Origin of the sequence: Alkaliphilus serpentinus, assembly GCF_009017255.1 — a bacterium.
GTDB classification, from domain to species: domain Bacteria; phylum Bacillota; class Clostridia; order Peptostreptococcales; family Natronincolaceae; genus Alkaliphilus_D; species Alkaliphilus_D serpentinus.
Genome location: NZ_WBZB01000012.1, coordinates 100,397 through 126,994, shown reverse-complemented (window position 1 = coordinate 126,994; position 26,598 = coordinate 100,397). Strand labels below are relative to the sequence as shown.

General features: G+C 37.0%; 15 protein-coding genes. 2 read left to right on the top strand and 13 right to left on the bottom strand.

What is annotated here, in order from left to right:
• Positions 1–414: 414 nt before the first annotated feature.
• The 6 genes from F8153_RS03890 to F8153_RS03865 all read right to left on the bottom strand — a co-directional run bounded on the left by F8153_RS03890 (position 415) and on the right by F8153_RS03865 (position 15,156).
• The gene (locus F8153_RS03890; protein WP_279237113.1) at positions 415–2,025 is read right to left on the bottom strand and encodes a CTP synthase; all 1,611 of its coding nucleotides are present in this window, start codon (positions 2,023–2,025) and stop codon (positions 415–417) included.
• A 316-nt stretch (positions 2,026–2,341) separates the two neighbouring features.
• Positions 2,342–2,665, bottom strand: a complete 324-nt coding sequence (locus F8153_RS03885) for a hypothetical protein (protein ID WP_151865048.1) — start codon at positions 2,663–2,665, stop codon at positions 2,342–2,344.
• Between the two features lie 69 nt (positions 2,666–2,734).
• Entirely contained in the window at positions 2,735–4,150 is a 1,416-nt protein-coding gene (locus F8153_RS03880) for a S41 family peptidase (protein ID WP_151865047.1), read from the bottom strand.
• 290 nt (positions 4,151–4,440) lie between these two features.
• Positions 4,441–5,904, bottom strand: coding sequence for an S-layer homology domain-containing protein (locus tag F8153_RS03875; RefSeq protein WP_151865046.1), 1,464 nt, complete (start codon positions 5,902–5,904; stop codon positions 4,441–4,443).
• Positions 5,905–5,917: 13 nt separating this feature from the next.
• The gene (locus tag F8153_RS03870) at positions 5,918–8,698 is read right to left on the bottom strand and encodes an S-layer homology domain-containing protein (RefSeq protein ID WP_151865045.1); all 2,781 of its coding nucleotides are present in this window, start codon (positions 8,696–8,698) and stop codon (positions 5,918–5,920) included.
• 500 nt (positions 8,699–9,198) lie between these two features.
• Positions 9,199–15,156, bottom strand: coding sequence for an IPT/TIG domain-containing protein (locus F8153_RS03865; RefSeq protein WP_151865044.1), 5,958 nt, complete (start codon positions 15,154–15,156; stop codon positions 9,199–9,201).
• Positions 15,157–15,828: 672 nt separating this feature from the next.
• Here F8153_RS03865 and F8153_RS03860 point away from each other — a divergent pair.
• Positions 15,829–16,395, top strand: coding sequence for an S-layer homology domain-containing protein (locus F8153_RS03860; protein ID WP_151865043.1), 567 nt, complete (start codon positions 15,829–15,831; stop codon positions 16,393–16,395).
• A 109-nt stretch (positions 16,396–16,504) separates the two neighbouring features.
• On the opposite strand, the gene F8153_RS03855 is transcribed toward F8153_RS03860, so the two are convergent.
• Entirely contained in the window at positions 16,505–17,911 is a 1,407-nt protein-coding gene (locus tag F8153_RS03855) for a hypothetical protein (RefSeq protein WP_151865042.1), read from the bottom strand.
• Between the two features lie 716 nt (positions 17,912–18,627).
• On the opposite strand from F8153_RS03855, the gene F8153_RS03850 reads away from it, so the two are divergent.
• Positions 18,628–19,296, top strand: a complete 669-nt coding sequence (locus tag F8153_RS03850) for a transporter associated domain-containing protein (protein ID WP_151865041.1) — start codon at positions 18,628–18,630, stop codon at positions 19,294–19,296.
• A 44-nt stretch (positions 19,297–19,340) separates the two neighbouring features.
• On the opposite strand, the gene spoIIE is transcribed toward F8153_RS03850, so the two are convergent.
• The 6 genes from spoIIE to F8153_RS03820 all read right to left on the bottom strand — a co-directional run bounded on the left by spoIIE (position 19,341) and on the right by F8153_RS03820 (position 26,400).
• The gene (gene spoIIE / locus F8153_RS03845; protein WP_192929643.1) at positions 19,341–21,701 is read right to left on the bottom strand and encodes a stage II sporulation protein E; all 2,361 of its coding nucleotides are present in this window, start codon (positions 21,699–21,701) and stop codon (positions 19,341–19,343) included.
• 226 nt (positions 21,702–21,927) lie between these two features.
• Positions 21,928–22,848 carry a Ppx/GppA phosphatase family protein gene (locus tag F8153_RS03840; protein ID WP_151865039.1) on the bottom strand — a complete coding sequence of 307 codons (921 nt, stop codon included), beginning with the start codon at positions 22,846–22,848 and terminating at the stop codon, positions 21,928–21,930.
• 58 nt (positions 22,849–22,906) lie between these two features.
• The gene (locus F8153_RS03835; RefSeq protein ID WP_151865038.1) at positions 22,907–23,329 is read right to left on the bottom strand and encodes a S1 domain-containing RNA-binding protein; all 423 of its coding nucleotides are present in this window, start codon (positions 23,327–23,329) and stop codon (positions 22,907–22,909) included.
• Between the two features lie 91 nt (positions 23,330–23,420).
• Positions 23,421–23,717: an FtsB family cell division protein gene (locus F8153_RS03830; RefSeq protein WP_151865037.1), complete on the bottom strand. Its 297-nt coding sequence runs from the start codon at positions 23,715–23,717 to the stop codon at positions 23,421–23,423.
• Between the two features lie 28 nt (positions 23,718–23,745).
• On the bottom strand, positions 23,746–24,258 hold the full coding sequence (gene yabQ, locus F8153_RS03825; RefSeq protein ID WP_192929642.1) for a spore cortex biosynthesis protein YabQ: 513 nt from the start codon (positions 24,256–24,258) through the stop codon (positions 23,746–23,748).
• A 315-nt stretch (positions 24,259–24,573) separates the two neighbouring features.
• Positions 24,574–26,400 carry an LTA synthase family protein gene (locus tag F8153_RS03820; protein WP_151865036.1) on the bottom strand — a complete coding sequence of 609 codons (1,827 nt, stop codon included), beginning with the start codon at positions 26,398–26,400 and terminating at the stop codon, positions 24,574–24,576.
• Between the last annotated feature and the right edge of the window lie 198 nt (positions 26,401–26,598).

The following is a 26,598-nucleotide window of genomic DNA, read 5'->3' as shown; positions in this document are numbered from 1 at the left end:
AATATCTTGCTTAGTTGCCATCGTCTCTTTTATCCCTTTAACTTCGCCTTTTAACTCTTGCATTTCAATATACATCTTTTCTAATAGATTAAATACTTTATCCTCCACTAGTAAAACCCCCTTTGTGAAAAATCATATATAAATTATATCATAATAAGGATCTGTGCATATGATATTATTTACAAATATGAAGGAAGAGCTAAAATAAGAAGGAAGTCAAAAAAATAAATGTTAAATGTTAAATATTGAATGTTGAATTGATGGAGCTTCGGACTAGCCGAAGCATATTATATTTAGAATAGTACGCCATAAAACCTATAAATTAAAAATGGTTAATTAGCACTAAAAATAAAGTGGAGATAGATTAACCTAGCTGCACTTTCGATATAACTTTTCATTTTTAACTTTTCACTTTTAACTTTGTTTTCCAACCAACGCTGCTTTCACAAACTCCCTAAACAGTGGATGAGGTCGGGTTGGTCTTGATTTAAACTCGGGATGGAATTGGGCTGCTACAAACCAAGGGTGATCTTTAAGTTCTATGATTTCTACTAAGCGTTCATCCGGGGATATGCCGCTTATAACCAAGCCTGATTTCGTTAGAAGCTCCCTGAATTCATTATTAAATTCATAGCGGTGTCGATGCCTTTCATATATTAACTCTTCACCATAGGCTTCTTTAGCCTTTGTGTTGGGATAGACTTTGCAGGGGTAAACTCCCAAGCGCATGGTTCCACCCATATCCTCTATATCTAGCTGCTCTGGCATTAAGTCTATCACTGGGTGAGTTGTTGAAGGATTAAGCTCTGAGCTATGGGCTTCTGTGAGGCCTATAACATTTCTTGCAAATTCCACCACCGCCAGCTGCATCCCTAGACAGATACCCAGTGTAGGAATTTTGTTTTCCCTTCCAAATCTTAGGGCTTCGATTTTACCATCTATTCCTCTATCTCCAAAGCCTCCTGGTATTAAGATTCCATCTGCTTCCTTCAAAAGCTCTGCTACCGTTTCTTTATTCACATCTGCTGAATGTATCCATTGAATATCAATCTTAGCATCATTATATATTCCACTATGAACTAGGGCCTCTGCCACAGACATATAGGCATCCTTAAGCTCCACATACTTTCCTACTAGTGCTATTTTAACTGCTGCTACTGGATTTTTATGCTTGTCCACGATTTTCTTCCATAAGGTTAAATCTGATGCTTTTGCCTTTAGTCCTAAGCGTTTAATAGCCAATTCGTCTAGCTTTTCTTCCTGTAGCATGAGGGGAACGTCATATAGGCTTTCTGCATCGAGGTTCTGCACAACGCTACTGGGGCTGAGATTACAGAATAGGCCTATCTTATCCTTCATTTCTTGGGATAGGGGTCTTTCTGCTCTACACACCACCACATCCGGCTGGATTCCTATGCTCCTTAGTTCCTTTACGCTATGTTGGGTTGGCTTTGTTTTTAATTCTCCAGCCTTTCCTAGATAGGGAACCAGGGTTACATGGATATACATAACATTATCTACCCCAACATCATACTTAACCTGCCTAATTGCCTCTAAAAAGGGTAGGCTTTCGATATCCCCCACCGTACCCCCTATTTCGGTAATAACTACATCAAAGGTTCCTTCCTTTGCTACTCTATAGACTCTTTCTTTTATTTCATTGGTGATATGGGGTATTACCTGAACTGTACCGCCAAGATAATCTCCTTTTCTTTCCTTAGATATAACCGACCAATAAACTTTGCCTGAGGTTACATTGTTGTTCTTGCTTAAGTTAATATCAATAAAGCGTTCATAATGGCCTAGGTCTAAATCTGTTTCAGCTCCATCATCGGTAACGAAGACTTCACCATGTTGATAGGGACTCATGGTTCCTGGGTCTATATTAATGTAGGGATCGAATTTTTGAATGGTTACCTTTAGACCTCTACTCTTTAATAGTTGACCTAATGAAGCTGCTGTGATGCCCTTCCCTAGTGAGGAAACAACTCCTCCTGTAACGAAAATGTACTTGGTTATGGTCATTTTATACACCTCTTTCATTGAAATATATGTGGATAGATATAATAAAGTTAAATTATTAATTAAATGTTTAATGTTGAATGTTGAATTAATGTAGCTTCGAGGTGCTCGAAGCACTTAATCTAAAAATCTTTTTGAAAGTAATCTCCCGTAAAAAAGGAGAGGCCACCCCGTAGGGTGACCTTTTCAGGGCACCCGTTAATTGGGTGCACATAAGTTTCCATAATCGTTATTCTATGTATTAACCTGATTATTCTATATTATAAAAGTACTAGTGTCAAGAAGAAGTTTATGCTTCAATACATCGAAGTTATTTTTATTATTTAATAGATTTAAGTAGTCTTATACTGGCTTCTTGATTGTCTACTCGGTCTGTAAGTTTATCTAGCCTAATATTAATTCCGTGGATTCCTTCGATGCTTTGTTTGTAACCATCATATAGTGCTCTATGATTTTCGTCCATTTTGCTTTCTAGTCGTACAATATCTTGTTTTGTGGCCATTACTTCCTTTATTCCCTTAATTTCAGATTGTACTCCCTTAAATTCAGATTGCATTTCCTTCATTTCGCTTTTTAGCTCTTTTTTCATGTCTTGCATCTCAATATACATTTTTTCCATTAGGTTAAATACTTTATCTTCCACAAATAAGACCCCCCTTTGAGTAAAAATTATATATAGATTATATCACAATTAGCATCTGCAGATATGACTTTATTTACAATACTCCCCTACTACCTCATCCTTTTCTGCACTCTTTTCTTTTAGATAATCTAAAGCATAGTTCAGCTGTTGATCATTTTCTGGGCTAGCAACCTCTAGCCAGAAATAATATTCTAGCTCTTGGATTAGCTCAGGTGTCGCTTCAGAAGCTTCTAGGTTATAATCTTCTGCAAAGTCCATTACTGCCCTTTGGGTACCTTCCTTATATTCTCCTTCGTTGTCTTCTATTTCATAGCCAAGGCCCATTAATCTTTGTTGTAGGGCTACAACGTTATCTCCTGTGGTGTTTAGGGAGATTGTAGATGTGAATTCTATCGGCAGAAGCTCCTCTAGATTAATATGTTCTGGATATCTTTCTATAACATAATCTGGAGTTACACCTATTCCGTCTATAACATTATAGTTAGGTGATAGATATCTTGCCTCTGTCAGCTTATAGCCTGTGCCATCCATCAGCGGATATATTCTTTGGACGGAGCCCTTACCATAGGTTTTTGTTCCTATTAATACTCCTGCTTGGGTATCCTTCACTGCACCGGCCAGGATTTCCGATGCACTGGCACTGCCTTCATTAACTAGAATTACAAGATCCTCAAACAATGGCTTCTTTAAAAAGGAGGTATAGGTAACTTTATGATTATTATACTCTATGTGAAGTACCGGACCCCTTGGAACAAGAAGATTGGATATGTTTACCACCTCGCTCAATGATCCTCCGGGATTGTTTCTTAAATCAACAATAAGCTGTTTTACTCCCTCTTCGTAAAGAAGTTCGCCGATAGCATTGGTAAAATTAACGTGGGCCTTTTCATTAAACATGCTTATGCTTATGTATCCAACACCATCAATAACCTCAACGCTGATGGGATTGTTTTCAAAAATCACTCTTGTTATGTTAAAGTATAGGGTTTTAGCGCTCCCTTTTCTTTTTATTCCTAATTTAACCTCAGTGCCTGCTTCTCCTTTTATAAGATTAGCGGCTTCGTCTAAAACCATATCTCTTATTACCTTACCATCTACAGTATAGATTTCATCCCCTGACCTTATCCCTGCTTCATGGGCAGGTGAGCCTTCTATTGGTTCAATCACAAGGATCTTTCCATCCTTTTCTTCAATATACACGCCGATTCCTGCGAACTCCCCCTGAATTCCACCGAGGAAGTCAGAAAACTCTTCCTCTGTATAAAACACACTATGTACATCTAGGTTTTCGAAAATTTCTTGTGGTGTGTCTCCAACTAGCTCTTCTTGGGTTATTGGATCGACATATTTTTTTACAATCTGCTTTCTAAGGTATTCTAAAAGATCCTCACTATACTCTTGTCCGTAGGCAAAAGGGATGGTTGTTGCAATCAATGCCATTACCAGGACCAGTACTACTGCCATTTGTTTAAATTTTTGCCTCATTATATAACCTCCTATAAAATCAATTAGTAATTAGTAATGAATAATTAGTAATTACAAAACAAAACCATTTGAAATATTAATGTTGAATGTTAAATGTTGAATGTTGAATTTAGGATGCTTTGAATAGTCAAAGCTATTTTATAAAAACAATTTCAACCCATTAAGCAAATAATAGTAGAAACTGATATATACAATTTCTACTATTATTATAGCATAGAAATCTTAGATTAACTTATGAATAAAAGATCTAAGTTATTCACTATTTGTTATTAACTATTCACTGAACTATATTAGTAATTCAACAAGTTCTCTCTATAATCGAATCTTAATTCATATTGAAGATAATTGATCAGATTGGTTAGCATTGTTACTGCTTCTGCTTTCGTAAGGGCTTTATTGGGATAAAAATAGTTGCCACTACCCTGTACTAGGCCAAGCTCCTTTGCTACATATACACAATCCTTTCCCCAGTTGGGCAATTGGGAATCGTCACTAAAGCCTGTACTGTATTGCTGGATTGGCGCAAGGTCTTCAAAACCCAATAGCCTAATGAGAACTACAGTTGCTTCTGCTTTGGTTAGGCTATCGTTTGGATAGAATCGACCATGACCCTTACCATTCATGATTCCCTTTTCGGTAACTGCTTTAATATATTTTGCATTCTCATCATCACTATTTACATCTAAAAATAACGGTGTTTCTTCTACTGTTGTAACTGATCTCTGTTGGGTTGGGGGCTCTTCTACGGGAAGTCCCATAGCAACTGCCACTGCCCTAGCAAAGTCTCCTCGTGTCATTTCTAAGGATGGTCCGAAATTTGTACTATCGGGATATACAGCACCTAAGCTTGCCAATAGCAGAATATTTTCTTCTGCCCAGTGGCCTGAAACATCCCTCATAGCAGGTATAATCAACCTTTGGTTTGTTGGATTTGTATCTAAGCTGAAGCTGACGGTGTCAATATTCCTTTGGCTCTTAACACTTCCATCCTCCTCTAATCGAGGGAGGTCATAGCTTACCTTTAAAACATTTTCCTCCTGTTGGGTTATGACAAAGCCTCCACGGAAGCTTATTTGGGTAGGGTTGTTTGCTTCGTAGGAGTAGTCCATCGTACGATTATGGACAGCCTCTACCTTTGCTGTAGCCTCCCAAGTAATGGCATCCTCTCCAGTACCTTCATATTGTAGGTAATGCTCTAGGGTTTGATTCTCTGTTCTACCCCAATGCTGGTCATAACCAACAAGGGTTCCCATGGTTTCAACCATTAGTTTGCCTTCGCCATCATTAACGGTATAATGCTTTCTACCATTCCAGTTGCCAGCAAAGTAGGTTACTCCCGGTTTGGTTTGAAAAACATTGGATTTACTCCATTGCATATTTCTTTGATCTACTTCATAATTCACACCATTGACTTCTATGGTTTCTCTGAAGCTGGTAACCGTATAAACTTCGGTTTTTTGATCCCCTATCACCTCAATGGTTTTGCTTAAATTTACTGTCCGACTAAGCTCTGCACCCTTTTCTAAGTTCTCTAGACGATAGGTGTACCTTTCCGTACCAGAATTGTCCCTTTCAGTTTTCCTAACATCTAGGGTGCCCTCCAACAATATGGCCTCACCGGTTACAAAAATCACCTCTTGGTAGAGCATTTCATTGGATATGCCACCCTCGTAGCCAGGTATTATCAGTGCAAAGCTTTGGGTTGTAAGGGATAGCATAACCACCATCAATATCAATATGAGTTTTTTCTTCATGGTCTTGCCCCCTTTACTGTTCTATTATTAGGATATAGGCGTCATCCTGGGTTGACACATCCTTGTTCTTAATTAAGTAAACACTGGCATTGTCTTTAATTCGATAAAGCTCATCCCTTGTAAGGGCCTCATCGTTCAGTAATATAACTGCCTTATCTATACTGATTGGGTCTTGACCTGAAGCTTCCTGCCATCGGTTTGATAGTTGGTTCCAATTCTTTAAGTTGCCTATGGTTATTTCTCCTGTGTCTAAATCTATGGATTGGATTTCACCAATGGCCCCATGGTCGGTATTTACCCTATTGGTATAGAATTTTTGGTGGGGAGTTAGATTAATGGCCAATAGCTCTTGAGCCATTTCCTCACCCTCTCCGTATTCCCTTACAATGAAGTAGGCGGTTTTACCTAGGTAGTGTTTATTTTTTATTCTATTTCTTAAGGTTGTGTTCTTTATTTTTGATGGATCGATGTATTGTGAATCTAGGAAGGCTAAGGTATCTACCTCCAGCTCCAGCTCACTATCATACACATAGGTATCATCCGTCAAGGACACAGATGTCGGTCTTGTATCTTCCACCCACTTATTCTCTTCAAGTTGCAAGTAGTCTAACTGATAGGCCAATCTTCCAATGGTTACTTTATAATCTCCTATTGCATCTATTTTTCCTCGATAAACCACTAGCCTTGAGCCATCAATTCTATCGTCTAGAATTCCGTCATAATCTATAGCTACAATCGCAGCAGTTCTTTCATTATTATTGAAGTCTGCCGTTAGGAAAACGCTTTGGGATTCCTCAAGGTTTAAGCTATCTAGAAGTCGATTATTTTGTATGACAATGGTTCCATCGTGATAGTTTATTGAATTATTGCTTACGACCATCCTACCGGTACCATAATGGATGCTGGTAATTTTATTGGAGTACATTTGGTTTCCTCCTTTTTTTAGGAGAACCTTAACTGTTTTCTCTACTCCATAGCTGCTTTCAACGGCGGCATACACTTCTTTTCCTTTGTTGGTGGCTAGTTCCTTTAGGGTTATTTTAACTCCACCGGAGTAGATGCTCTCTCCAACCTTAAGCTTGATTTTAGTAGCTTGGTTTGCAACCCACTTATTATTATTTAATACCTCTACTTTATCTAAAAGGAGCTCATCACTTCTTTCATTAACCTGTTCTATCACCCCACGATAAACAGCTGTTATGTGCCTTTCATCATCTTCAACCTGTATGGCTGAAATCTCAGAGCTATAGATATCGTCAAAGGATAGAATCACTCGATCACCTTTTTTGATTTGGTTAAGGTTGGCAGAGTTCTCATTTCTTATAACCTGTGTAAAGTCGGTTATTTGATATCTTTCAATCCCATCACTGGTTTTAAGGGCAATTTCTAGGCCATTGATATATAATACATCCCCCACCTTTGTTCTGCTACCTGGAGGAATATAGCCATGAAGATTTGGATCTTCTTCTAGATATCCTTCTATATTGATTACTTTATTATTTTTTATGGTTAATATTGCTTCTTGTCCAACTAAAAGATCTTTAAAGGTAGCAGGTTTACCGTTAATGACTACGGGAGTACTTGCATCTGCTGAAAGAAAATGGGCATCATCATCAAAGTCTGTTAAGGAAAGATGATAATTATCCCTATCAAGGGAATTAATGAAGCCTTCAATGATGATTTCTTCTTCTGGTATTACCCTACCATAAAATATCTTGCCATCAGGGTTTATAAATAATTCTAAAAAGTCTTCCACCCTCAAGCTAGAGGATAGCTGTAGATGATTATTTCTTAATACAATAAAATCGGTTTTGCCTTCCAATAAGGAAATAATCTCATAGGATTTATCAGTGGTTTCAAAAGTGATTAGTTTCGCGTGGTTCCCCTGCTGATGATACTCTTCTATCTTAACAACTTGCCCCTCTAGTTTGGTTACTCCCCTTTTTTCTAGAAGGTCGTCCCTTACATTCAGCATGATCTGAGCCATTTGGCCTCGAGTTAGTCTACCATTAGGAGAAAAGCTTTCACCCATACCAGACATGATGTCCTCCTGTAATATGGCTTCTATATAGGGTATTTTATCGGTATCGATTCTGTTCCAATCGTCGAAGCTGTATACCTCTATCATTTCATTTCCATAAATAGGTTGAAGTTCAAGGGCTCTGGCTATCCATAGAGCCATCATTTGACGACTGATGGGACTCTTCCATCGGGAAAGTTCCAGTTGATCTCTGATTTGAGCTTCTAGGGCTGCCCTCTCCTGGGGTGTAATATCTTCACCATAGGCATCTAAGCGCTGTTCTACTATGGCTTCTAGATCTTCTGCCTGTTGGGGTGTAATATTTAGGATTTCATTTACCTCTTCATTGGTGATGATGTTGTTCTGTATGGCCAGTTGGACATACCCCTTAGCCCAATTGTCTATTACACTTAAAACAGCAAAATTCCCAACGGGGGCTTCAGCTTGATTCTCACCAAATTGTTGGGCCTCTGCCTCCATGCCTATTGCCCTTACCAATACTGTAACGGCCTCCATATGATTTAGGGTGTCATCTGGCCTAAAGGTATTGGAATCCCCCATCATAAGTTGTAGGGCAGCTGCCTCTTGTATAGCTTCTCTAGCCCAATGGGATGCTATATCATTCATTGTAATATTCCTCAAAAGGATATCAGCACTGTTAATTCCCTGATAAGGATTTTCAGGGGTAAAGCCATCAATCCCATAGGCGGGAATTATTTGAATTATTAGTAGGGCTATTAATATCAGGCTGATGCTTTTATAGTGCTTTACCATAGGGATACCTCCAGTAAAATATAATTGAGAATTGAAAAATTGAAAATTAAAAATAAAAATCGAAACATAAAGATTAATGTTGAATGTTGAATTATTGTGGCTTCAATAAATCGAAGCTATTTTTATAAAATATATAAGAACAAGTACTAAAATGCAAAACTAAATGATAAAAGATTAATGTTGAATGTTAAATGTTGAATGTTGAATTGTTGTGGCTTCGATAAATCGAAGCTATTTTATTAAAGATATAAGAATAAGTACTAATGCTAAACTAAATGATAAAAGATTAATGTTAAATGTTAAGTGTTGAATTATTGAGATTTCCACTAACCAAATCAGGTATTAATTGCCTAAATAGAAATAAAATAGCTAGCGCATGTAATGATTGGTATTAGTAACTTAGCTATATTAATTTCTACCAGAAAATTGCCTTCAATTTTCTACCTAAATTCAACATTCAACATTTAACATTAGCTAAAGGGGAAAACTCCCCCCTTTAGCTACCTGTTTGCCAACAGCACATATCTTCCTTTATTTCGTATGCTGGCGCTATTGCCATCATCTACCTTTGTAAAGCTATGGTTTACCATATCATATTGTCCTACGTATAGCTTGTCTTTATTTGCCATTGGGTAGGCCATGGAATCGAAGTTGATACTTAGTACTCCATTTCTTAGCATACTGTTGATATCACATATTTCCTTTGCCACCTGAAGCTGTAGGGATAGTTCATATATATCTGAAGCTCTTCTCTGCCTTCGGGATATGGCAGTTAATAAGCCTTCTCCAGCTTCACCTGACATCCTTGTAAAGGTCACCCTAACATGGGCATCTTCAAGATCCTTTACAGATACTTTGCTTACTTCTCTTGTATATAAATCCTTTGGTAGGAAGGTGAAACTCATTCTGCCGTCGGTTATTGTCAGCTTTCTGTTTAAGTTCAGGATCACCTCTACGGGTATTGCTACCGTGTAGCTACTTTGATTTTTATATTTCTCTAAAGAGAAATCTATTACATAGGCCGGGATGGCTTGGGATATTTCCTCCACCCCTATTGTTCTAACAACATTAGATCCATTAATTTCCTCATGGCCTTCCTTCTTAAGCTTTTGGTCTTCTTCATCAAGTTCCTCTAGCTTCTCTCTAAGCTGTTGGTCTTCCCTTTCATTCAAGGTTCTAACCTTAACTTCTGCGAATTCTAGAGCACTACCATATCGGTTCATGGCCCTTACCATAAAGCTGTAGTCGGTATTAATCTCCAGACCTTTAACAAGGAATTCATGATCTCTGGTGTCGCCTATAAAGGTGTATTCTGTTTCATTTGCCTTCTTACCGTAGATTTCATATCTATCGGCTCTATTTAATATCTCTGGCTGGGAGTCAGACCAAATAAGCGTTACTGATGCTTCTGCTCCTGGTATAGCTTCTAAAACCAATGGTCTTGTAGGTATGGGTATTCGATATTCAAAATCTTTATACTCGCTTGATAACCCACCATCTGGATTTACAATAATAATATGACTATTGGTTAAATCTAAGGCTTCGTTAAACTTAACCTTTAGGGTTGTCTCGCTTTCGAATGCCACCGAAGCCGCTGCAACACCACCTACAACTGCCATTTCTCTGTTTTTATGATCCGTTGTTACACCCCTTATTCCTGTTGCATGAACTGTATCTCCAGCCTCTACATCATCTATAGGAACTAGGGTTGCACCTATATAGAGCTTAGCACCACTCTGGAACATGGTTCCTGTTATAGTTACCTCAGTATCAATATCATTGGTAAATAGCTTACCGGGATCTACTAGGGTGATGGTTGGTTGACTTATATAGGTAAGAGCATCCTCTGCCACTGCTCTACCGTGGTCATAGTTAATGACCTCTATTGTTTGTGGCCCTACCCTTCCCTCTGGTAAAATCACCTCAAGGGTTTGGGGGTTAATATAGGTAACATCATCCTGGGGTACTGGTATTCCACCGATTAGTACCGTTACATCCTTTGGAACTCCAAAGGTATCTTCATCCTTAAACTCAGTACCTGTTATGGTTACTCTTGTACCTCCAGTTACAGGTCCTTCATTTGGTACAACTGAAGTTATGGTGGGGTCGCTACCTTCGGTTATATATTGGAAGTAATATGGATTTCTGCTTTGACCATCGGGCACAACGTCTCCATAGGCAAAGCCTCCATCCTCGTTAACAATTAATATTCTTAAATACTGTCCCACTGTTCCATCGACAGCTTCAGGTACTACGATAATTAATTCATCATCATTGGCGCTCTTAGTTCTTACCTCTGCTTCTTCATCCCCGATATATACCTTGACTCCGGCTCTAAAATTGGAGCCTTCGATGATCAAGGGCGAACCTCCTGAGGGGGCAGCTGTGGCTACATCTATGCTTATTGGAGGTGAATAGTTAACCCCCGCTACAACATCCACTTCCTTTGTAGCTACGGGTGTGATTTCAGTAATCACTGGTGGTCTAAAGGGATTGGTATAGGTGAAGTCTTTTTTAGCGTTTTTTCCATCATAATTAAAAACTGTTAATTGGGTTTTACCAACTGATGCAGCCGGAGGAGTTAAAAGGGTTATTCGTTCTTCCCCTTCTACCCTTTTGATTACTCCTATTCTTCTAGTAACAATAAGGTTGCTATCCTTCACCTCTATTTTTATGTTTTCATCAGCTAAATAGGAATTTTCCCCACCGGGAATACTACTCCAGTTAATACGAGCAATCTTAAATTCCTCTTCTTCAACAATATGAAAGCTGCTAACCGGATTTTCTTCTCCATCTAAATATACCTCTAGGGGATTATCTAATTCTTTGTATTGTAGAGTTATATTATCCTCTTCATATGCATTATAACGAACAATTATATCTCCTAGCTTTACTGTGGCTTGACCCGATAGAACATCTGTAGAGCCCACCTCATTGCCGAAGACCACATGGAGGCCCTTTTCAACAAAATCTCTACCTACAATGGTTATTTCACTATTGCCATAAAGGCTTCCCTGGCTAGGTAAAACCTGGTTTATTACTGGTTGCTTAGACCTATATTCAAAGGAACTCTTTAGGTTAGCTGTTGCTCCATCAAAGTTTATAACTGTAACATCCACCCTTCCAGCTGGGTTAGCTGGTGTGTTTTCAACAATTATTAAATCGGTGGTTTCAACTTCTTGGTATACCCCTTTAGGTGGTATTACAAAGGTGATATCCTGTGATGGCACCCTTATTCCACCAAAGTATACAGCAGGAAGCTCTTCGGGGTTATCAACATCAAGGCTTCCATAGTTTTTAGCTCTAAAGTTAACACCTGATATAAGAATCCTATCTCCTCCGGCGGTATTGCCAATGGCCGGTGTAAGTTTGGTAATTGTCACATCATAACCTGGATTAACATACTTATATCCATCAAATTTGGTAAAGGAACCCCCATTGGTATTTTGAACCGTTACAGGCACCATCTTTTCGTTTTCATTACCCATATCCTCACCATAGGGAGGTACATATGCCCATAAAGTTCTTGCATTATTACTCCTTCTATATACCTCTGCTAGTTGGGTTCCAAAGTAAACCTTTACACCCTCCAATAGATTTTCCCCTTGAATCTCTACGATATTTCCACCTCTATAATCACCTAGGTTAGGGATTATATTGTTTATTTGAGGTCTTGTTACCACGTCAACAAATCTGAAACCACCGTTAACAGTATGGCTACCAAGATCAGGGTTTACTACTCTTACATCTAGTGGTGTATTCATAAAGAAGGATTTATTTACATCCTTTGGATCGGGAATAAGGACGTAAATTGTATTATTATCTACCACTACTACATTACTGCCCATGGCCTGAAGAACCTGTCCATCCGGACCATAGATTGGTATGGGGTTGCCATCTTCATCAGGGTAATAATCGTTGACGAAGGGCCTTAGCTCCAAATCACCTTCAGGAACATCCCCTACTCTATAGTACTCTCTATTAATATCCTTTCCATCTATATAAACCCTTGTACCCATTCTTCTATCATCATTTTCTAAAGCAGGATCCGCAGGAAAAAAGCCTGTACCCTTGATAATAACCAAACTGCCCTTACCCCCAGTATTAGGTATGATACTCTGAATATAGGGCTGACTAAAGGTTTGAATAAATTCAAAGGGGGTAGATGCAAAGCCTCCATCTGGGTTAATGATTTGAATAAAGGTTTTTCCAACCCTGCCAGCTGGGGCATTAAAGGTTATAGTTCCTGTTACTACGTTAATGCTGCGATTTTGAACTACTTCTCCATCCACCGTTAGTATGGCATCGGGTTGAAAGTTTCTTCCTTTAATTGTTACTTGTTCTTGCTTTCCTACAGCAACCTTGTTGGGAGTTGCCGATTCTATAACTGGCCATAGTACATCCGGCCCTGGGCTAACATATTCGAAAATGTTCTCCACAGTATCTTTTCCCCCTAAGCCCCCAGAGGGTGATGGGTTGTAAACATGTAGATCTGCGAAGCCTGAGAAATTGCCAAGACCTGCAGGGATGGTGAACTTAATTTTTGTTCCAGCTTGTCTAAACTTGCCATCAACGATATTATTTTGAGCATCTAGCACTAAAAATTCAACATCTGGTAGTATTTGATAAGAACCATCAACCACATCATTCCCATTTGAGTTTGGGCTTAGATAAGTTATTGTCTCGCCATTGGTGTTTTTGGTAATTACCTTATATTTACCATCGCTTGTTATCGATTGAGTACCTAAAACAATGGTGGGATAATATCGATTTCCATCAATATTTTCAATAACTCTAAAGTTTTGTCCTGTTATAGTTGCTACGATATTTTCAGCATAGGGTCCCTTATTGGGGGTTATGCTGGTAATGGTTGGTGTTGTGATATCAGGCTCAAAGATAAAATTAACCTTGTTCTGTTGGGAGTAGGGAGCCTCCTCTACCCTATATTGAAGCTCAACTAGGTCTGTACCATCCATTTGATAATAGATGGTTTCGGTACGGGCTGTTACCTCATATGTGCCTGCCAAACCAACCTTATCGGTGACTACCTCTATGGTGGTGATTCCCTGTGGGGCATCTAATGCCAACGGTACATTAGTTATATTAGCCTTTAGAGCTATATTAACGGTTATTTTTCTTTCAATAAAATGGTTGGGCTCAGCCAACTCATATTTAATATAATAGGATTTAGGGTCGTCATCATTTTTAAAGTAGTTTAAATTTGACCCTACACCTGTTGTACCTTCTTCAGTATTACTTATTGTTCCATAATTATCGATATTGTTGACAACCACGAGGTTTTGAATCCGAAGGCCATCTATAAGCTGTTCTTCGTTGGTGTAGGCTTTATCGGGGTTTATCCCAATGATATTTAGCAAGGAGCTAGGTGCTGCTTCATAGTAGAAGCCCTGATCATGCTGATAGGTATCGCCATCAAGGTTTCTAATTACAATAGGATAGGTTACTCCCGTTGAAGGCAATGCAGGCACTACAACCTCTATACCCTTCTTATTGTCTCCTCCCTCTGTATAATCGAAGGTGCCATCACTGAAGCTACTTACATTTCTATTGGCCTCTATTCCTCCAATGTATACCTTTGTACCAGCATCTAGTAGGGGTATGTGATTGTTAGCTCTAATTCTAACTATTGTACCGGAGGTACCCCTTAGGGGTGATACACTTACATCACCTAAATTAAGGGGGTTTGCAATGTTTACAGCATCTCTAACTACATATCGAATGGTGACAAAGCTGCCACTCTTTTTTTGGAATATCAAGTTAAGATTTTGTCCCGCATTTAAATATTCACTGGAGGTATCTATGTCAATTTCATCCTTCGTAAGATTACTAGTATAGGGAACCTCACTGGCTACAAAATCACCGGTGGTTATACCTAATTTATAGTAGGGATCATCTATAGCAGGGTTTGTGAAATGGGTACCTTGAACTTTAAGGTCCTCTCCTTTGTTTACGTTAATAGGCCATGAGGCAGGGCTCAGGCCATTAATATAGTCTACCTTCATAACGTTTGAATCAGGCGGAATTAAAAAGGCCTTATTGGTTATATACTCAACTCCATCTGCGATTACACCGAAATACACATTTCCTGTGGTACCGAAAATGGAAGCAAGGGTTTGACCTGCTCCTGAGGGTGTATAAAGAAGATCCGAGGTGCCATCGCCTACCTTAGTGAAGCCGGTTAATGTTTTTACCGCTCCATCAGCTGGGTCTGCAGTGGTTCTTACTCGAATGGCAGTTACGTTGTTTAGAGGGTATCCATTAAAGTTAACGGAATAGCTAGTTACCCTTTGACCGTTAACAACCCTTACCTCTTCCTCAATTACAATACTATCTACAGTAGGGGTAACTGCCCCATAGACCTCTTCTATATTAATTGTAGTAAATATTGTATTGAATAGCATAATAAAAGTAGCCAGCATCGCCAATTTTCTTCTCATTTGTATGTCCCCCTATGCCAAATTCTTAATATATTTATCGTCAAAAAAACCAAATTTATTAATAGCTGTATATTATGGTAATATTGCATTATTTTATATTATAGCACATGTATTTCCACCCTTCCCTTATTTTCGACAATTGTCATAAAATTGAAATATAAGCTATACCCTGAGGACTATATTCCTCAGGGTATAATGTTGAATTAAGAATGTTGAATGTTGAATTGAGGAAGCTTCGAAATTTCGAAGCAGTTAATATATAAAAAGACATGCAATTTGATTAAAAACTCCATTCTGATATACCTGTTTTTAGTCAAATTAACCAGCATCCTTTAAATTATTGTCCTCAGGGACTACTGTTGAATGAAAACTGTTGAATTGAGGCATAAATTTACCGTGTAAATTTACTAATTTTATGTGAACAATTAAGTGGTAAAAGCTGTATAAAAAAATTTACGATTTATAACTGTTTTATATTTGCTTCTTTTCCTAATTGCACTTTTATAAATGCTTCGATTGATTGAAGCTTCAATAATTCAACATTCAACATTAAACATTAACATTAGTGTTTTCATCTATTAAGGACACTCTGTATTTCTGTAATACAATCTTAACACTAAAATAATCCCCTCTCTGTTATAATGATGGTGAAACAGCATAGGAGGGATTTAAATGACTAAAAGAAGTTTATCTATAATGATAATGGTACTGATATTGGTTGTATCGATTACACCCATCAGTGCCAACAGCACTGTAGATTTTGAAGGTGCTGGTAATTATCTTAAGGATTTAGGGATTTTTACAGGATATGAGGATGGTACACTAAGGCTTGAAAACAATATTACTAGAGCTGAGGTTGCCACCTTGATGGTTAGAATGATGAGCTTAGAGGAAAGGGCAAGTGCCAACAAGGGTAAGACCCCCTTCAAGGATATAGCTGGTAGCTTTTGGGCATCGGGGTATATTTCTGTTTCCAAAGAAGAAGGATTGATGACGGGTTATCCCGACGATACTTTTAAACCGCAGGCCAACATTACCTATGCAGAAGTAGCCACTATCCTTGTAAGACTTTTAGGTTACGAGGAGAAAACTGTCACAGAAGAATGGCCAATTGGACATTTAAGGGTGGCTTCAGAGTTAGGGTTGGTGGATCATTTAACCTATGAGAACAGTTACGTAGTAACCCGTGGGGATGTTGCTTATATGATTTATCAGGCATTGAAGGCAGAAGTGAAATAACTCAATTAATAATTAGTAATGAATAATTAATAATTATAAGAACAAATGCAAAATCAATATAAAAGAGTAGCGGCATTGAGCCAGCTACTCTTTTTATGTTTGAGGAAGATTATTGGAATATTATTGGAAGCAATGCTCGTTGGGAATGGTCTTCTTCTCGATAATACTCTAAATTACTAATACTCTTAAGATTCTCATCCTGCAATTCACCAAATATGTCTACATCATAGATTGAATCAACGTATCTAAAGGACTTTTGTATGAATTGTCTTAAGGAATACTCTCCATCGTCTTCTACATCTTGCCACTCTTCATCACTGTCGGCGAAATCACCTTCTATTACGATTTCAAAGGCATCACCGAAGCTTTCGTAGATTTTATAAGTAAAGTCGAATCCATGACGGTAATAGAAATCTTTATAATTCTTGTTTAAGTACTCTTCAACTTCTACTATTAAATCTGCAGAACGAATTTGATTGTTTACTATGGAGAAGCTGAGGAGGGTTTTACCTGTTACCTCATCGATGATTTTACCATTTATATTTACATTTTCATTTATTTCGAAAATTTCTGTTCTTAACCTCTTTAGATATTGCATTTTAGTTGTTGGGGACCAATCATCAAAGCGCTGTTTTTCAGCATTTACAATCACATCTACGTCATTTTTATTAACGAATACCTGATAATTGAACATTTCGTTACTATAGTATTTTAACGACTTCTTCAAGTTTGTCTCCACTTTAACTCCGTCTACCTCTTGGCTTTCCTTATGGTCCGCCAGCTTAAAGTCGAAGTATAGTCTATTTCCCCTAGTGTAATAGGATGCATAGATTGTCCCTGAAGTGATATTTTTATACTTAATGCTCCCTTGTATTTCTGCATTTGGATTGAAAAGCTTTCGGGTAACATATAGTATATCATCCACCCAATTTTCTATGGTTCTTCTATCTAGTTCCCCCCATTGGGTAGTGTCATTGCTAAAGGCTGCATTAAAGTAGTATTTATCTTGTCCTAACTGGGTAAATCTCAAATCTATATTAAGGTCTCCTAAGTTTTTAAAGTTTTCCCTTAGATATTCCTCCATTTCACTAACTGAGGCTATCCTCTGGAATGGAAATCTGTCGTCTTGCAGGAGTTCAACCTCTCGTTGTAGTTCTGCCACCTGCCTTTTTAGGGCCTCCATCTCATAGTGTTTTTGGAAGGCAACGGGTATCACTGAAGTGTCAGGATCTTCAGAATATAGTCTATTGGTGTCTAACTTAACCAAACCTTCCTCTTCATCGTATAGGTAGTTTATATATAAATGATCTGCCAGTTCCTCAATCGGCATATATAGTTGATTATCAAAAATAAAAGGCTCCTTCTCTAGCTGAAGGACTTCACCATCCAGCTCTACTCCAATATTGTTAAACCATGCTGTAATCGTTCTTCTGTAGGATTGTGTATATGAGATGGTTGAAAAGCTAATAACCAGAATTATGGTTAATGCCACCCCCGCTATTGACTTCTTTTTCATGTGATTTCCCCCTTTTAAGTACAAATAATAGTAATTTAAAATATAATGTTAAATGTTGAATGTTGAATAATTGTAGCTTCGATAAATCGAAGCAATTAATATAATAAGAATACACTTAATATGATCATATTTTTTAAACATAAATTTAAATAAAAGGTTAGCTTCTTGTATGTTTGACTTAAAAATTCTTTAAAAAAGCAATAAATTTACTTTGTAAATTTAGACCCCAATTTAACATGTAACATTCAACATTTAACATTTATTATCTTTGCATCTATCTAATAATATCGGCCAAAAATCATAATAATTATAGGGTAAATATTAAATAAATATAATAGACAAGTTCTTAAAGACTATATTTTGTTATTTTGGAATAAATATTTAATCGTTATCTTTTTAACTACTTATGCATAATTACAGCTCCAATTATTCTTGTTTCTGATTATTCTTAATTATTCGACATAATAGATTTTCCTCTTTATCATCGGAAATTGTGATTTCTTGTTAAGATTTGTAAGCATCATAGAAACCTCTAAAATTTCATATTTTAGAATTGAATAACTGTTCCTTTCATTATTCATTTTTCTGTTATTAATAGGTATGAATTAGGATATTTAGCCCTTCTCGCCGGTGATGACTGTCTTCTTCGTATTGCCAAATATATATCAAAGGACTATAATAATAGTATAAAACAATATAATAAGAGGGATGATGAAATGGACTATTTAAAGAAAAAGCTAGTAAAAATTGCAACTAGCCTAGAATTAATAATTGCGTTTTTTATTGTAGTTGCAATCATATTAGGTGGTATTTCTATTGTTAAATATTTAAGTGTTCTTCTATCTACAGATATATATCATATCTATGATTCCTTTAAGAAGTTCTTAAGTATTGCTCTGTTAATGGTAATTGGTATTGAGTTAGTATTAATGCTATTGTCTCACTCTACGGGTAGTATCCTTGAACTTGTGCTATTTGCCATAGCAAGAAAGATGTTGGTTTATAGCGAAACTATGCTAGATTTAATTTTAGGAACCATTGCAATTTTAATTGTATTTTTAATTAGAAAGTACCTTATGTCCAGTAAGTATGCCACCTTTAATGTAAATGAAGGAAAAGTAGTGTCAGCAGCCTCCCCTGTTCATGCTGTTAACTTCGAATCTGGTTTAAGCATTCCCGAAGACAAGGGATCTACAATTGGTGGTTTGATTTGCCACTTATCCGATGAGACCTGCAAACCAGTAGAAGAAGGAGCAGAATACAGCGTGGGTGGCGTTACATTGAAGATTGTAAAAATGAAGGATGGTTTAATCGAGAAGGTATTATTACTGGATAGTGATAAAGTTAAAGAAGGATCAGCAGAAGAAGTAGCTAATCATTCTTAAAATTTTAATAAAGATAGGGCATTGCATATGCAATGCCCTGTTTTTTATATATTCCTCCATACCTTTGTTACTAAAACCGTCATATCATCCTCCGGGATATTGTTTGTAAACTGGAGGGCTCTATGGAGGATTTTATCCGCCATCTCCTGAGGATTAAGGGTATGGATGCTTGAAATGTAATCAAATAACCATTCATCCCTACCTTCTTTATTTACCTCCAGTATTCCATCAGAAATCATGATTAATAGATCTCCATCTGATAGCTGACATTGCCTCTCTTGAATTTCTATCTCTGACAATATTCCTATTGGAAGACTGGAGGAGGGAATGGTATGAACTTTTCCATCTCTTTTCTTGATATAGGAAGATACGCACCCTATTTTAACGTAATTGGCCATCCCATTGTGCAAATTTAAAACCACCATGTCAATGGTTGAAAAAATCTCATTGGATGCTTTTAATATCAGCATAGAGTTGACGGTTTTAATGGCCATCTCTTGGTTAAAACCAGCCTCCATCATTTTTTCTAGCATTGAAATCGTTGCAGTGGATTGGGAGTGGGCCTTCTCGCCGGTGCCCATACCATCACTAAGGGCTACCATATACTGATGATCTCTTAAATCAATAAAGGAGTAGGTGTCTCCTGATAGAAAGTTCCCTTCTTTGGTAACCTGGGCTACCTTTGTAATTGCTGAATATTGATTTGCCTCCACCAATACAAATTTGCATAGATTATTATCAAAATCTATATTGCAGCTTTGGGTTTTTTTAATCATCGGTGCCCCTATAATCTCCGACATTATTGGAATATAACTAGAGCTACATTCCTCCCTTTTAAAGCATCTTTTTCTTTCAACGGTTACTTCTAGGAAATTGCTTTCATCATGGGTAACCATTATGTTGGTGGCGGGCAGACCTACCTTATCGAGGGCTATATATAAAGCCTCTTCAAGACGTGTATCGAAGTAAATATTGTTGTTAACCTCTTTGGCCAGCTGTTGTATCCCCTGGGCTACCCCCTTAAGCTGTTGTCCAACCAGTTCTCGGCTTTCCATGAGCTTTTTCCTCCAAGTTAGATTAATTCTGCTCAATTCATACAAAGCTGCAGCCTTCTGAACCAAAGCCTTGGCCTTAACACACCGTTTTTTTATATGGTCGGGTAACTCTTCTAGCCCTATTTCTTCTTTTGTTTCTATTAAGAGGAGAAGGTTTTCGATGCTTTTATAAGTGGTCATAAAACCTTTATCCCAGCAACTTCTCCTCATACCACATTCTAGGCATACTCCTTCAGCAACCCTTTCTATTAATCGTGAAAGATCTTGATTATCAAAGGCCTCCACCTGCTGTACCATATTCTCAAAGGTTGAGGACAACTCGAAAAATGTATCTGAAAAATCCCATAGCTTATCGTGTATTCTTTGCTTCATAACTTCTCCGTAGCCTCTACCGCCATGAACAGGTGCTAAAGAGCTGGTATACCTTTGAAGATTCTTAATAACGCCAGCAGGTATTATTAAAAACATTATAAATGATAATAATACTTCTTTTAGTTGTATAAAAATTTCATAATAGCCATTTATGTAGAAGGTTAAAATCGTATTCCCTAGTAAAAACCCGAAGGCACTGCCAGCCCTGCCAAGCTCACGAAAAATCCCTGCCAATAGGCCAGAAAAACCATAGATAGCAATCACAACAGGGGGCATGCCGCTATTGGACATGCTTCCTATCAATCCAATTGTAATCCCCACAGCTGCCCCTATGCTTGCTCCACCATTATAGGCAAAAAGCACTGTAATTAGTATGCTTAATACGTTTTTTATAGACAGGCCTGCAATATTGAAATCCTTGATTCCCGATAAGACCAAGGCCATTATTATGGCTACACAAATGACTTCTTCAGTGGCAAGTCTTTTCCTCTTAATGGATTGTAGGGTTGCAGGAATGGCATAGGAAGAAATGAATACGATTGCTAAAATCACTAAAGCCTCGAATAATATCATTAGTTGATCGTAAATGTAGTACTTATTGAGAATTAAAAACGTGGATGCAACCATTGCGTATATAATGCTTGAGAGTATAGAAATCTTGATGATTTTTGTTTTTCTAAGATTCAATACATATTTGTATAATATGGATATCACTACTATACTGATTCCATATTGAAGACTCCCCATTAGTCCCTGAGTTGAAATAGTCCCTGCCATAATGGCAAGGGCTACCGAAAAATATCTTTTATTAAATAGGATTATTGCTACATAGAAGCCTATGCCAAAGGGGGCAAGACTATCCAGTATTCCTGCCCTTCCCATAAAGAATCCTATAAAATGAAGAAATATCATATTTTTATAATTGAGTAATGTGCTGATATTTTTTTCTATTGAATGCAAAATTGCTTTATTTTCCATAGGTACACCCTTCCTCATATTGATGTAATGAATCAAGTGTACCAAAGGTTGTCCAAAAGATTTGTCAAGAATGCTTGTCTACTTCAAAAAACCATATGACAATTAGCATTGTAGAAAGACAAAATGAAACATAATTAACAAAAATTCACTTAATGGTTAAGATTACACATTGAGAATTTCAAGTTAGAAGGGAAAAAATCATTTTTCACTTTTCATTTTTAATTTTTCACTTATATTGCTGTGTTATCAATAGTCCCTCAAGATTGTCGTACTCACTTAGAATCATCTCTTTAAAAGAGAATTTTTTCATCAGCTGATGAAGAATTACAGTTCCAGCAAGGATAATATCAGCCCTCTTTGGGTGCAAACCCTTTAGCTTCTTTTTCTCTTCTAGGGTTATTGTCTTTAGATTCTCCATTATCCGATGAATTTTGTCCTCTTTTAGCCTATAGGTGTGGATTTTGTCCATGTCATACTCCACAAGCTGTTGATCAATAGCGCCAAGGCTGGTTGCGGTTCCCCCAATTCCCACAAAAACCTCTATGTTTGGCAAAGAAGTGCTACTAAAGAAGCCATCTAAAGCTTTATTGATTTCCTCCTTCAGTCTTAGATACTCTTCTTCAGAAATAGGATCTGTTGTAATATATCTCTCTGTCATCCTTACTGCGCCGATATCAATACTGGATTTTTTTATAATTTCTGTTGCGTTACCAACAATTAGTTCTGTACTGCCGCCACCAATGTCTATTACCATCATTGTTTGTGGCTTTGTTTCTATTCCCCACAAAACACCTTTGTAGCCTAGCTCAGCCTCTTCCTCACCAGTTATAATCTTAATGGGCACACCTGTCTCTTGGAAGGCTATTTGAGTAAATTCTTCACCATTCTTTGCATCTCTTACAGCGCTGGTTGCAATGGACCAAATACTTTCAGCCCCCCACTCCTCAGCCTTCTGTACTAGCTGATTATAGCTTTGTAAATTTCTATCAATCCCTTGGGGAGTGATGTAGCCGCAGCCATCCACCGATGCTCCAATTCGAGTTACATTTATGGTTTTTTCCCTAGAAACTACCTTTTTCCCCTCCAGCTCTATTAACAATAGTCGCATGGAGTTGGTTCCAATATCTATGGTGGCACATTTATTCACTAGTATCTCCTCCTGAGCTCATAAATTAACAAAAGCCGGGGTCGCCGGCTTATACATCTTATTCTTTATATGCTTTTTTTGAATGCCCATTCCCTTTTCGATTGTTCTTATTCTTGCTTTTCATAGATTGCATCTTCTCTTCGCTATCCTTAAGAAATCTACTTAATTTGTCATCAAAAGACATAGATTGGGTATCCTCTGACTTATTCCAATCAACCTCTGCTGGTTTGATGGTTTTGGGCTTTGGTGGCGTTGCCTGTTTAATAGATAAACTGATTTTTCCGTCCTTTTCTATTGAAAGCAGCTTCACCTTTACCTTTTGACCATCCATAAGGTAGTCTTTAATATTTTTTACATAATCATTTGCTACTTCTGAAATGTGAACAAGACCTGTTTTTCCTTCTCCTAAGTCGATAAAGGCCCCAAAATTTGTTATTCCTGATACTGTACCCTCTACGACTTTACCTACCTCTAACGGCATAGATGTAATTTCCTCCTTTTAATAATTAAGAAAGTTATTCAATATTCAAACCCATTATACCATACAACATTTTAAATGGGTATATATTTTTTTACTTTCCTCCTTTTCCCATATCAATAAATATAACCTCATCGGAACCAATCATTTTTAATTGTTCTCTAGCGATTTTTTCAATAAAGCCATCTTCGCTAGCTCCTTCTATCTGAGCCTTTATTTCTTCTATCTCATTTAAAGTGGCATTTAGCTTTTCAACATAGTTGCCCTCTTGCTTCTTTAACTCTACCATCTCCATCTGCTGCTCATAAAGGGTAAAGAGTACATAGGCCGACAAGAAAATAGGAATAAATAGCATTAATATCCTGTTGAACTTCAGTTTTTTCTTTGGCATATTCTCCACTCCCTTGTTAAACGTTGGTTTATCTCTTCTTAAAATATCTACCTATGCTTCTTTTGGTATCGTATACTATTCTACCTGGTAGTTTAAAAATCCTCTTTGATTTATAGTATACTGGTTTTGTCTTTTTTTTACAATAGGTATATGGTACCTCAACCAAAGAAAATGCCACACGAAAGGGGTATATTGTCAATTGCCATAGATCATGAAAAAAACCCTTGAAGACCCCTAGCAAAAAATATAATCCTTTACTAACGGGCTTACTTAATACATAATGATACATTAAGGCACCTATCAAAAATCCCAAAAAATTATAGAATCTAAGCTGTGCATTGTTGCTGTAGATTAAAACATAAAAGGCTACTAGGGTTATAATTGTCCAAAAAAACATATCCTGCAGGTTTGTGGCTACCTTCCTTGGTTTAAAGATGTTTCTAAAGACCTTATAAAGCTCGTATATGAAACCTATGATAATACCGCCGTATATAGTTGCTAACAATATGTATACTTCTTGATTAATTGAATACATATCCATATGATCACCCCATGAAATTCTAACTTCTTATCATATTATGTGGAAAATTTCAAAAGGTGCGTGTCTACAAAGTATTTTTATAATAATTACAAAATATTTTGCATGTGGAATGCTAAATGTTGAATGTTGAATTATTGAAGCTTTTAAAGATGAAAGCCATTTTTATAAAATAAATTTAGAAGAAAGTATTCTATGCAGTAAAGAGTCCTTGGACTTATATAAATAAACTTCCCAAAGGAAATTTAATATCAATTCAACATTCAACATTAGTCATTCAACATTTTTTAAAAACTACCCCGGAGGGTAGTTTTTAATCTATTCATCACTATTTTGTTTTTGTCTAGATAGGTTATTATCTAATAAATACTCCGAGGCTCTTATTTCCCGTAAAGCCCTTTCGTAGCCTTCTCTACACTCTTCTAGGGGGACAGGCTCATGATTATCTATTCGCCAAGCCCTACTATTTTCATATCTACCATCTCTAGAAAATTCAAATACCTTTTCGTTGTCAATAAAGGAACCCCTAATCATATAGGTTTGGTGGGCTACAAAGCCTTCTTCAGTATTTATAAGGTCCTTTCCTAAAATGTTCCCCTTTATTTCATCAACTCCTACAAGGTTCATCATTGTAGGGAAAAAGTCTATTTGCCCTCCAGCGGTTGTGTAGGTTTCTGTTATTCCAGAGCCTGGAATATGAATCAACAATCCAACATTTAAAAACTCTTCAAAATCATAGGGTTTGCCTAAATAATCAGTAATCAATTCTTTAATATTATCCTTACGGATATCTAGGGCAAAGTGATCACCGTATATTACAATCACTGAGTTATCATACAAATCTCTTCTTTTGAGTTCTTCAATAAACTCCCCTAGCATTCTATCAAAGTAATTTACAGACTGAAAATAATCTGCAATTATGGTGTCCTTGTACTCTCCATCAATTGTTAAGCCCCTTTGCTCTTCTGGGATGATAAAGGGGTTATGGGAGGTAAGGGATACATAAAAGCTGTAGAAGGGCTGCGGAAGCTTCTCAAGATAACCTAGTGATTGCTTAAATAGGGAGCCATCACTTATTCCCATCCCGATTACTTCATCCATTTCCATTTCATCTGTACTGATATAGGTATTAAATCCTATAGAAGGATAAATGCTCTTTCTATTCCAGAAATCTGGCTCGTTACCATGGAAGGCAATTGTATTGTAGCCTTCTTCCTTTAATACCTGCGGTAAGGTATAAAGCTCATTACCCTCATACTCTTTGTAGCTATAGGTTTTCATTGATGCATACAGGCTGTTATTGGATACAAATTCGGCATCGGAGGTATTTCCTCGACCTAACTGCTGATAATATCTGCTGAAATAGATAGAATCCTTATTTATAAGGCTGTTCATAATAGGGGTTATTGGTTGGCCTTCAATTTCCCTCTGTAAAACAAAATTATGCATAGACTCTACCTGTATGGTAATAATGTTCCTTCCCTCGATTAAACCGTGATATTTTCCCTCTCCAAGATTGATACCAGAATTGAAGACAGTGGCATCATATCCACCAAAGGTGGATTGATCAAATATATATCCATATAGATCCTGAAGATGATAATTAATTGTTCCAAGCTGATTAATGGTGTGGGTATTTCCATTTAAAATCTTATTATTGGCAACTGGTGCAGCTGCAAATACAACTATAGATAGGCTATAGGCCATAATTCGATCTTTTTTGCTGGTAAAAAATTCAGTAATGGCTCTTTTCTTAAAAAGAAGGGGCCATAGGATAATCAAATCTAGAAAAATGAGGGCATCTGTTAATTTGATTAAATAAAATACGCTGGTTTTCACTGCCCCCACCTGCTTAAAAGCTTGAAAGGAATAGAAGGATAGTGGCATATGAAAATATCTGTAATGGATTAAGTTACTAAATAGAATAATTGCCAATAAAGAATATACACTAAGGATGTGGATCAACTTATTTTTCTTAAAGGTAACAAAAACTATGGCATAAAGCCCCGAAAATATTAGTAGGTTTATCATTAGGGTGTAGGGCTCTATTAAGGAAATACCCATCATTCCTTCTACAAATACTTGCTTAATAGTGCTTAGAATTATAAAGGCACTTAACCAATAGTAAGGTTTTAGTTTCTTCATGGTGCACAATCCTCTTTTCTGAAATTGATAATAAAATATAGTTTTAAGATTGCAGATACCTGTTCTAATTGTTTATTTCTAAACTCTTTATTTTTTATTCAAAATTCTTTGTACCCATTAATACTGTAGTACAATTTCAATCAAAAATCAATAATGTAGAGGGGTTATTTAAAATAAACTTTTTGTAATAATGACAAA

What these genes read in the sequence shown, in the direction of transcription:
- spoIIE (WP_192929643.1), bottom strand. Translation starts at nt 21,701, where the DNA reads ATGGAAAATAAAGCAATTTTGCATTCAATAGAAAAAAATATCAGCACA.
- F8153_RS03860 (WP_151865043.1), top strand. Translation starts at nt 15,829, where the DNA reads ATGACTAAAAGAAGTTTATCTATAATGATAATGGTACTGATATTGGTT.
- F8153_RS03850 (WP_151865041.1), top strand. Translation starts at nt 18,628, where the DNA reads ATGGACTATTTAAAGAAAAAGCTAGTAAAAATTGCAACTAGCCTAGAA.
- F8153_RS03880 (WP_151865047.1), bottom strand. Translation starts at nt 4,150, where the DNA reads ATGAGGCAAAAATTTAAACAAATGGCAGTAGTACTGGTCCTGGTAATG.
- F8153_RS03870 (WP_151865045.1), bottom strand. Translation starts at nt 8,698, where the DNA reads ATGGTAAAGCACTATAAAAGCATCAGCCTGATATTAATAGCCCTACTA.
- F8153_RS03855 (WP_151865042.1), bottom strand. Translation starts at nt 17,911, where the DNA reads ATGAAAAAGAAGTCAATAGCGGGGGTGGCATTAACCATAATTCTGGTT.
- F8153_RS03830 (WP_151865037.1), bottom strand. Translation starts at nt 23,717, where the DNA reads ATGCCAAAGAAAAAACTGAAGTTCAACAGGATATTAATGCTATTTATT.
- F8153_RS03865 (WP_151865044.1), bottom strand. Translation starts at nt 15,156, where the DNA reads ATGAGAAGAAAATTGGCGATGCTGGCTACTTTTATTATGCTATTCAAT.
- F8153_RS03875 (WP_151865046.1), bottom strand. Translation starts at nt 5,904, where the DNA reads ATGAAGAAAAAACTCATATTGATATTGATGGTGGTTATGCTATCCCTT.
- yabQ (WP_192929642.1), bottom strand. Translation starts at nt 24,258, where the DNA reads ATGGATATGTATTCAATTAATCAAGAAGTATACATATTGTTAGCAACT.
- F8153_RS03820 (WP_151865036.1), bottom strand. Translation starts at nt 26,400, where the DNA reads ATGAAGAAACTAAAACCTTACTATTGGTTAAGTGCCTTTATAATTCTA.
- F8153_RS03835 (WP_151865038.1), bottom strand. Translation starts at nt 23,329, where the DNA reads ATGCCGTTAGAGGTAGGTAAAGTCGTAGAGGGTACAGTATCAGGAATA.
- F8153_RS03890 (WP_279237113.1), bottom strand. Translation starts at nt 2,025, where the DNA reads ATGACCATAACCAAGTACATTTTCGTTACAGGAGGAGTTGTTTCCTCA.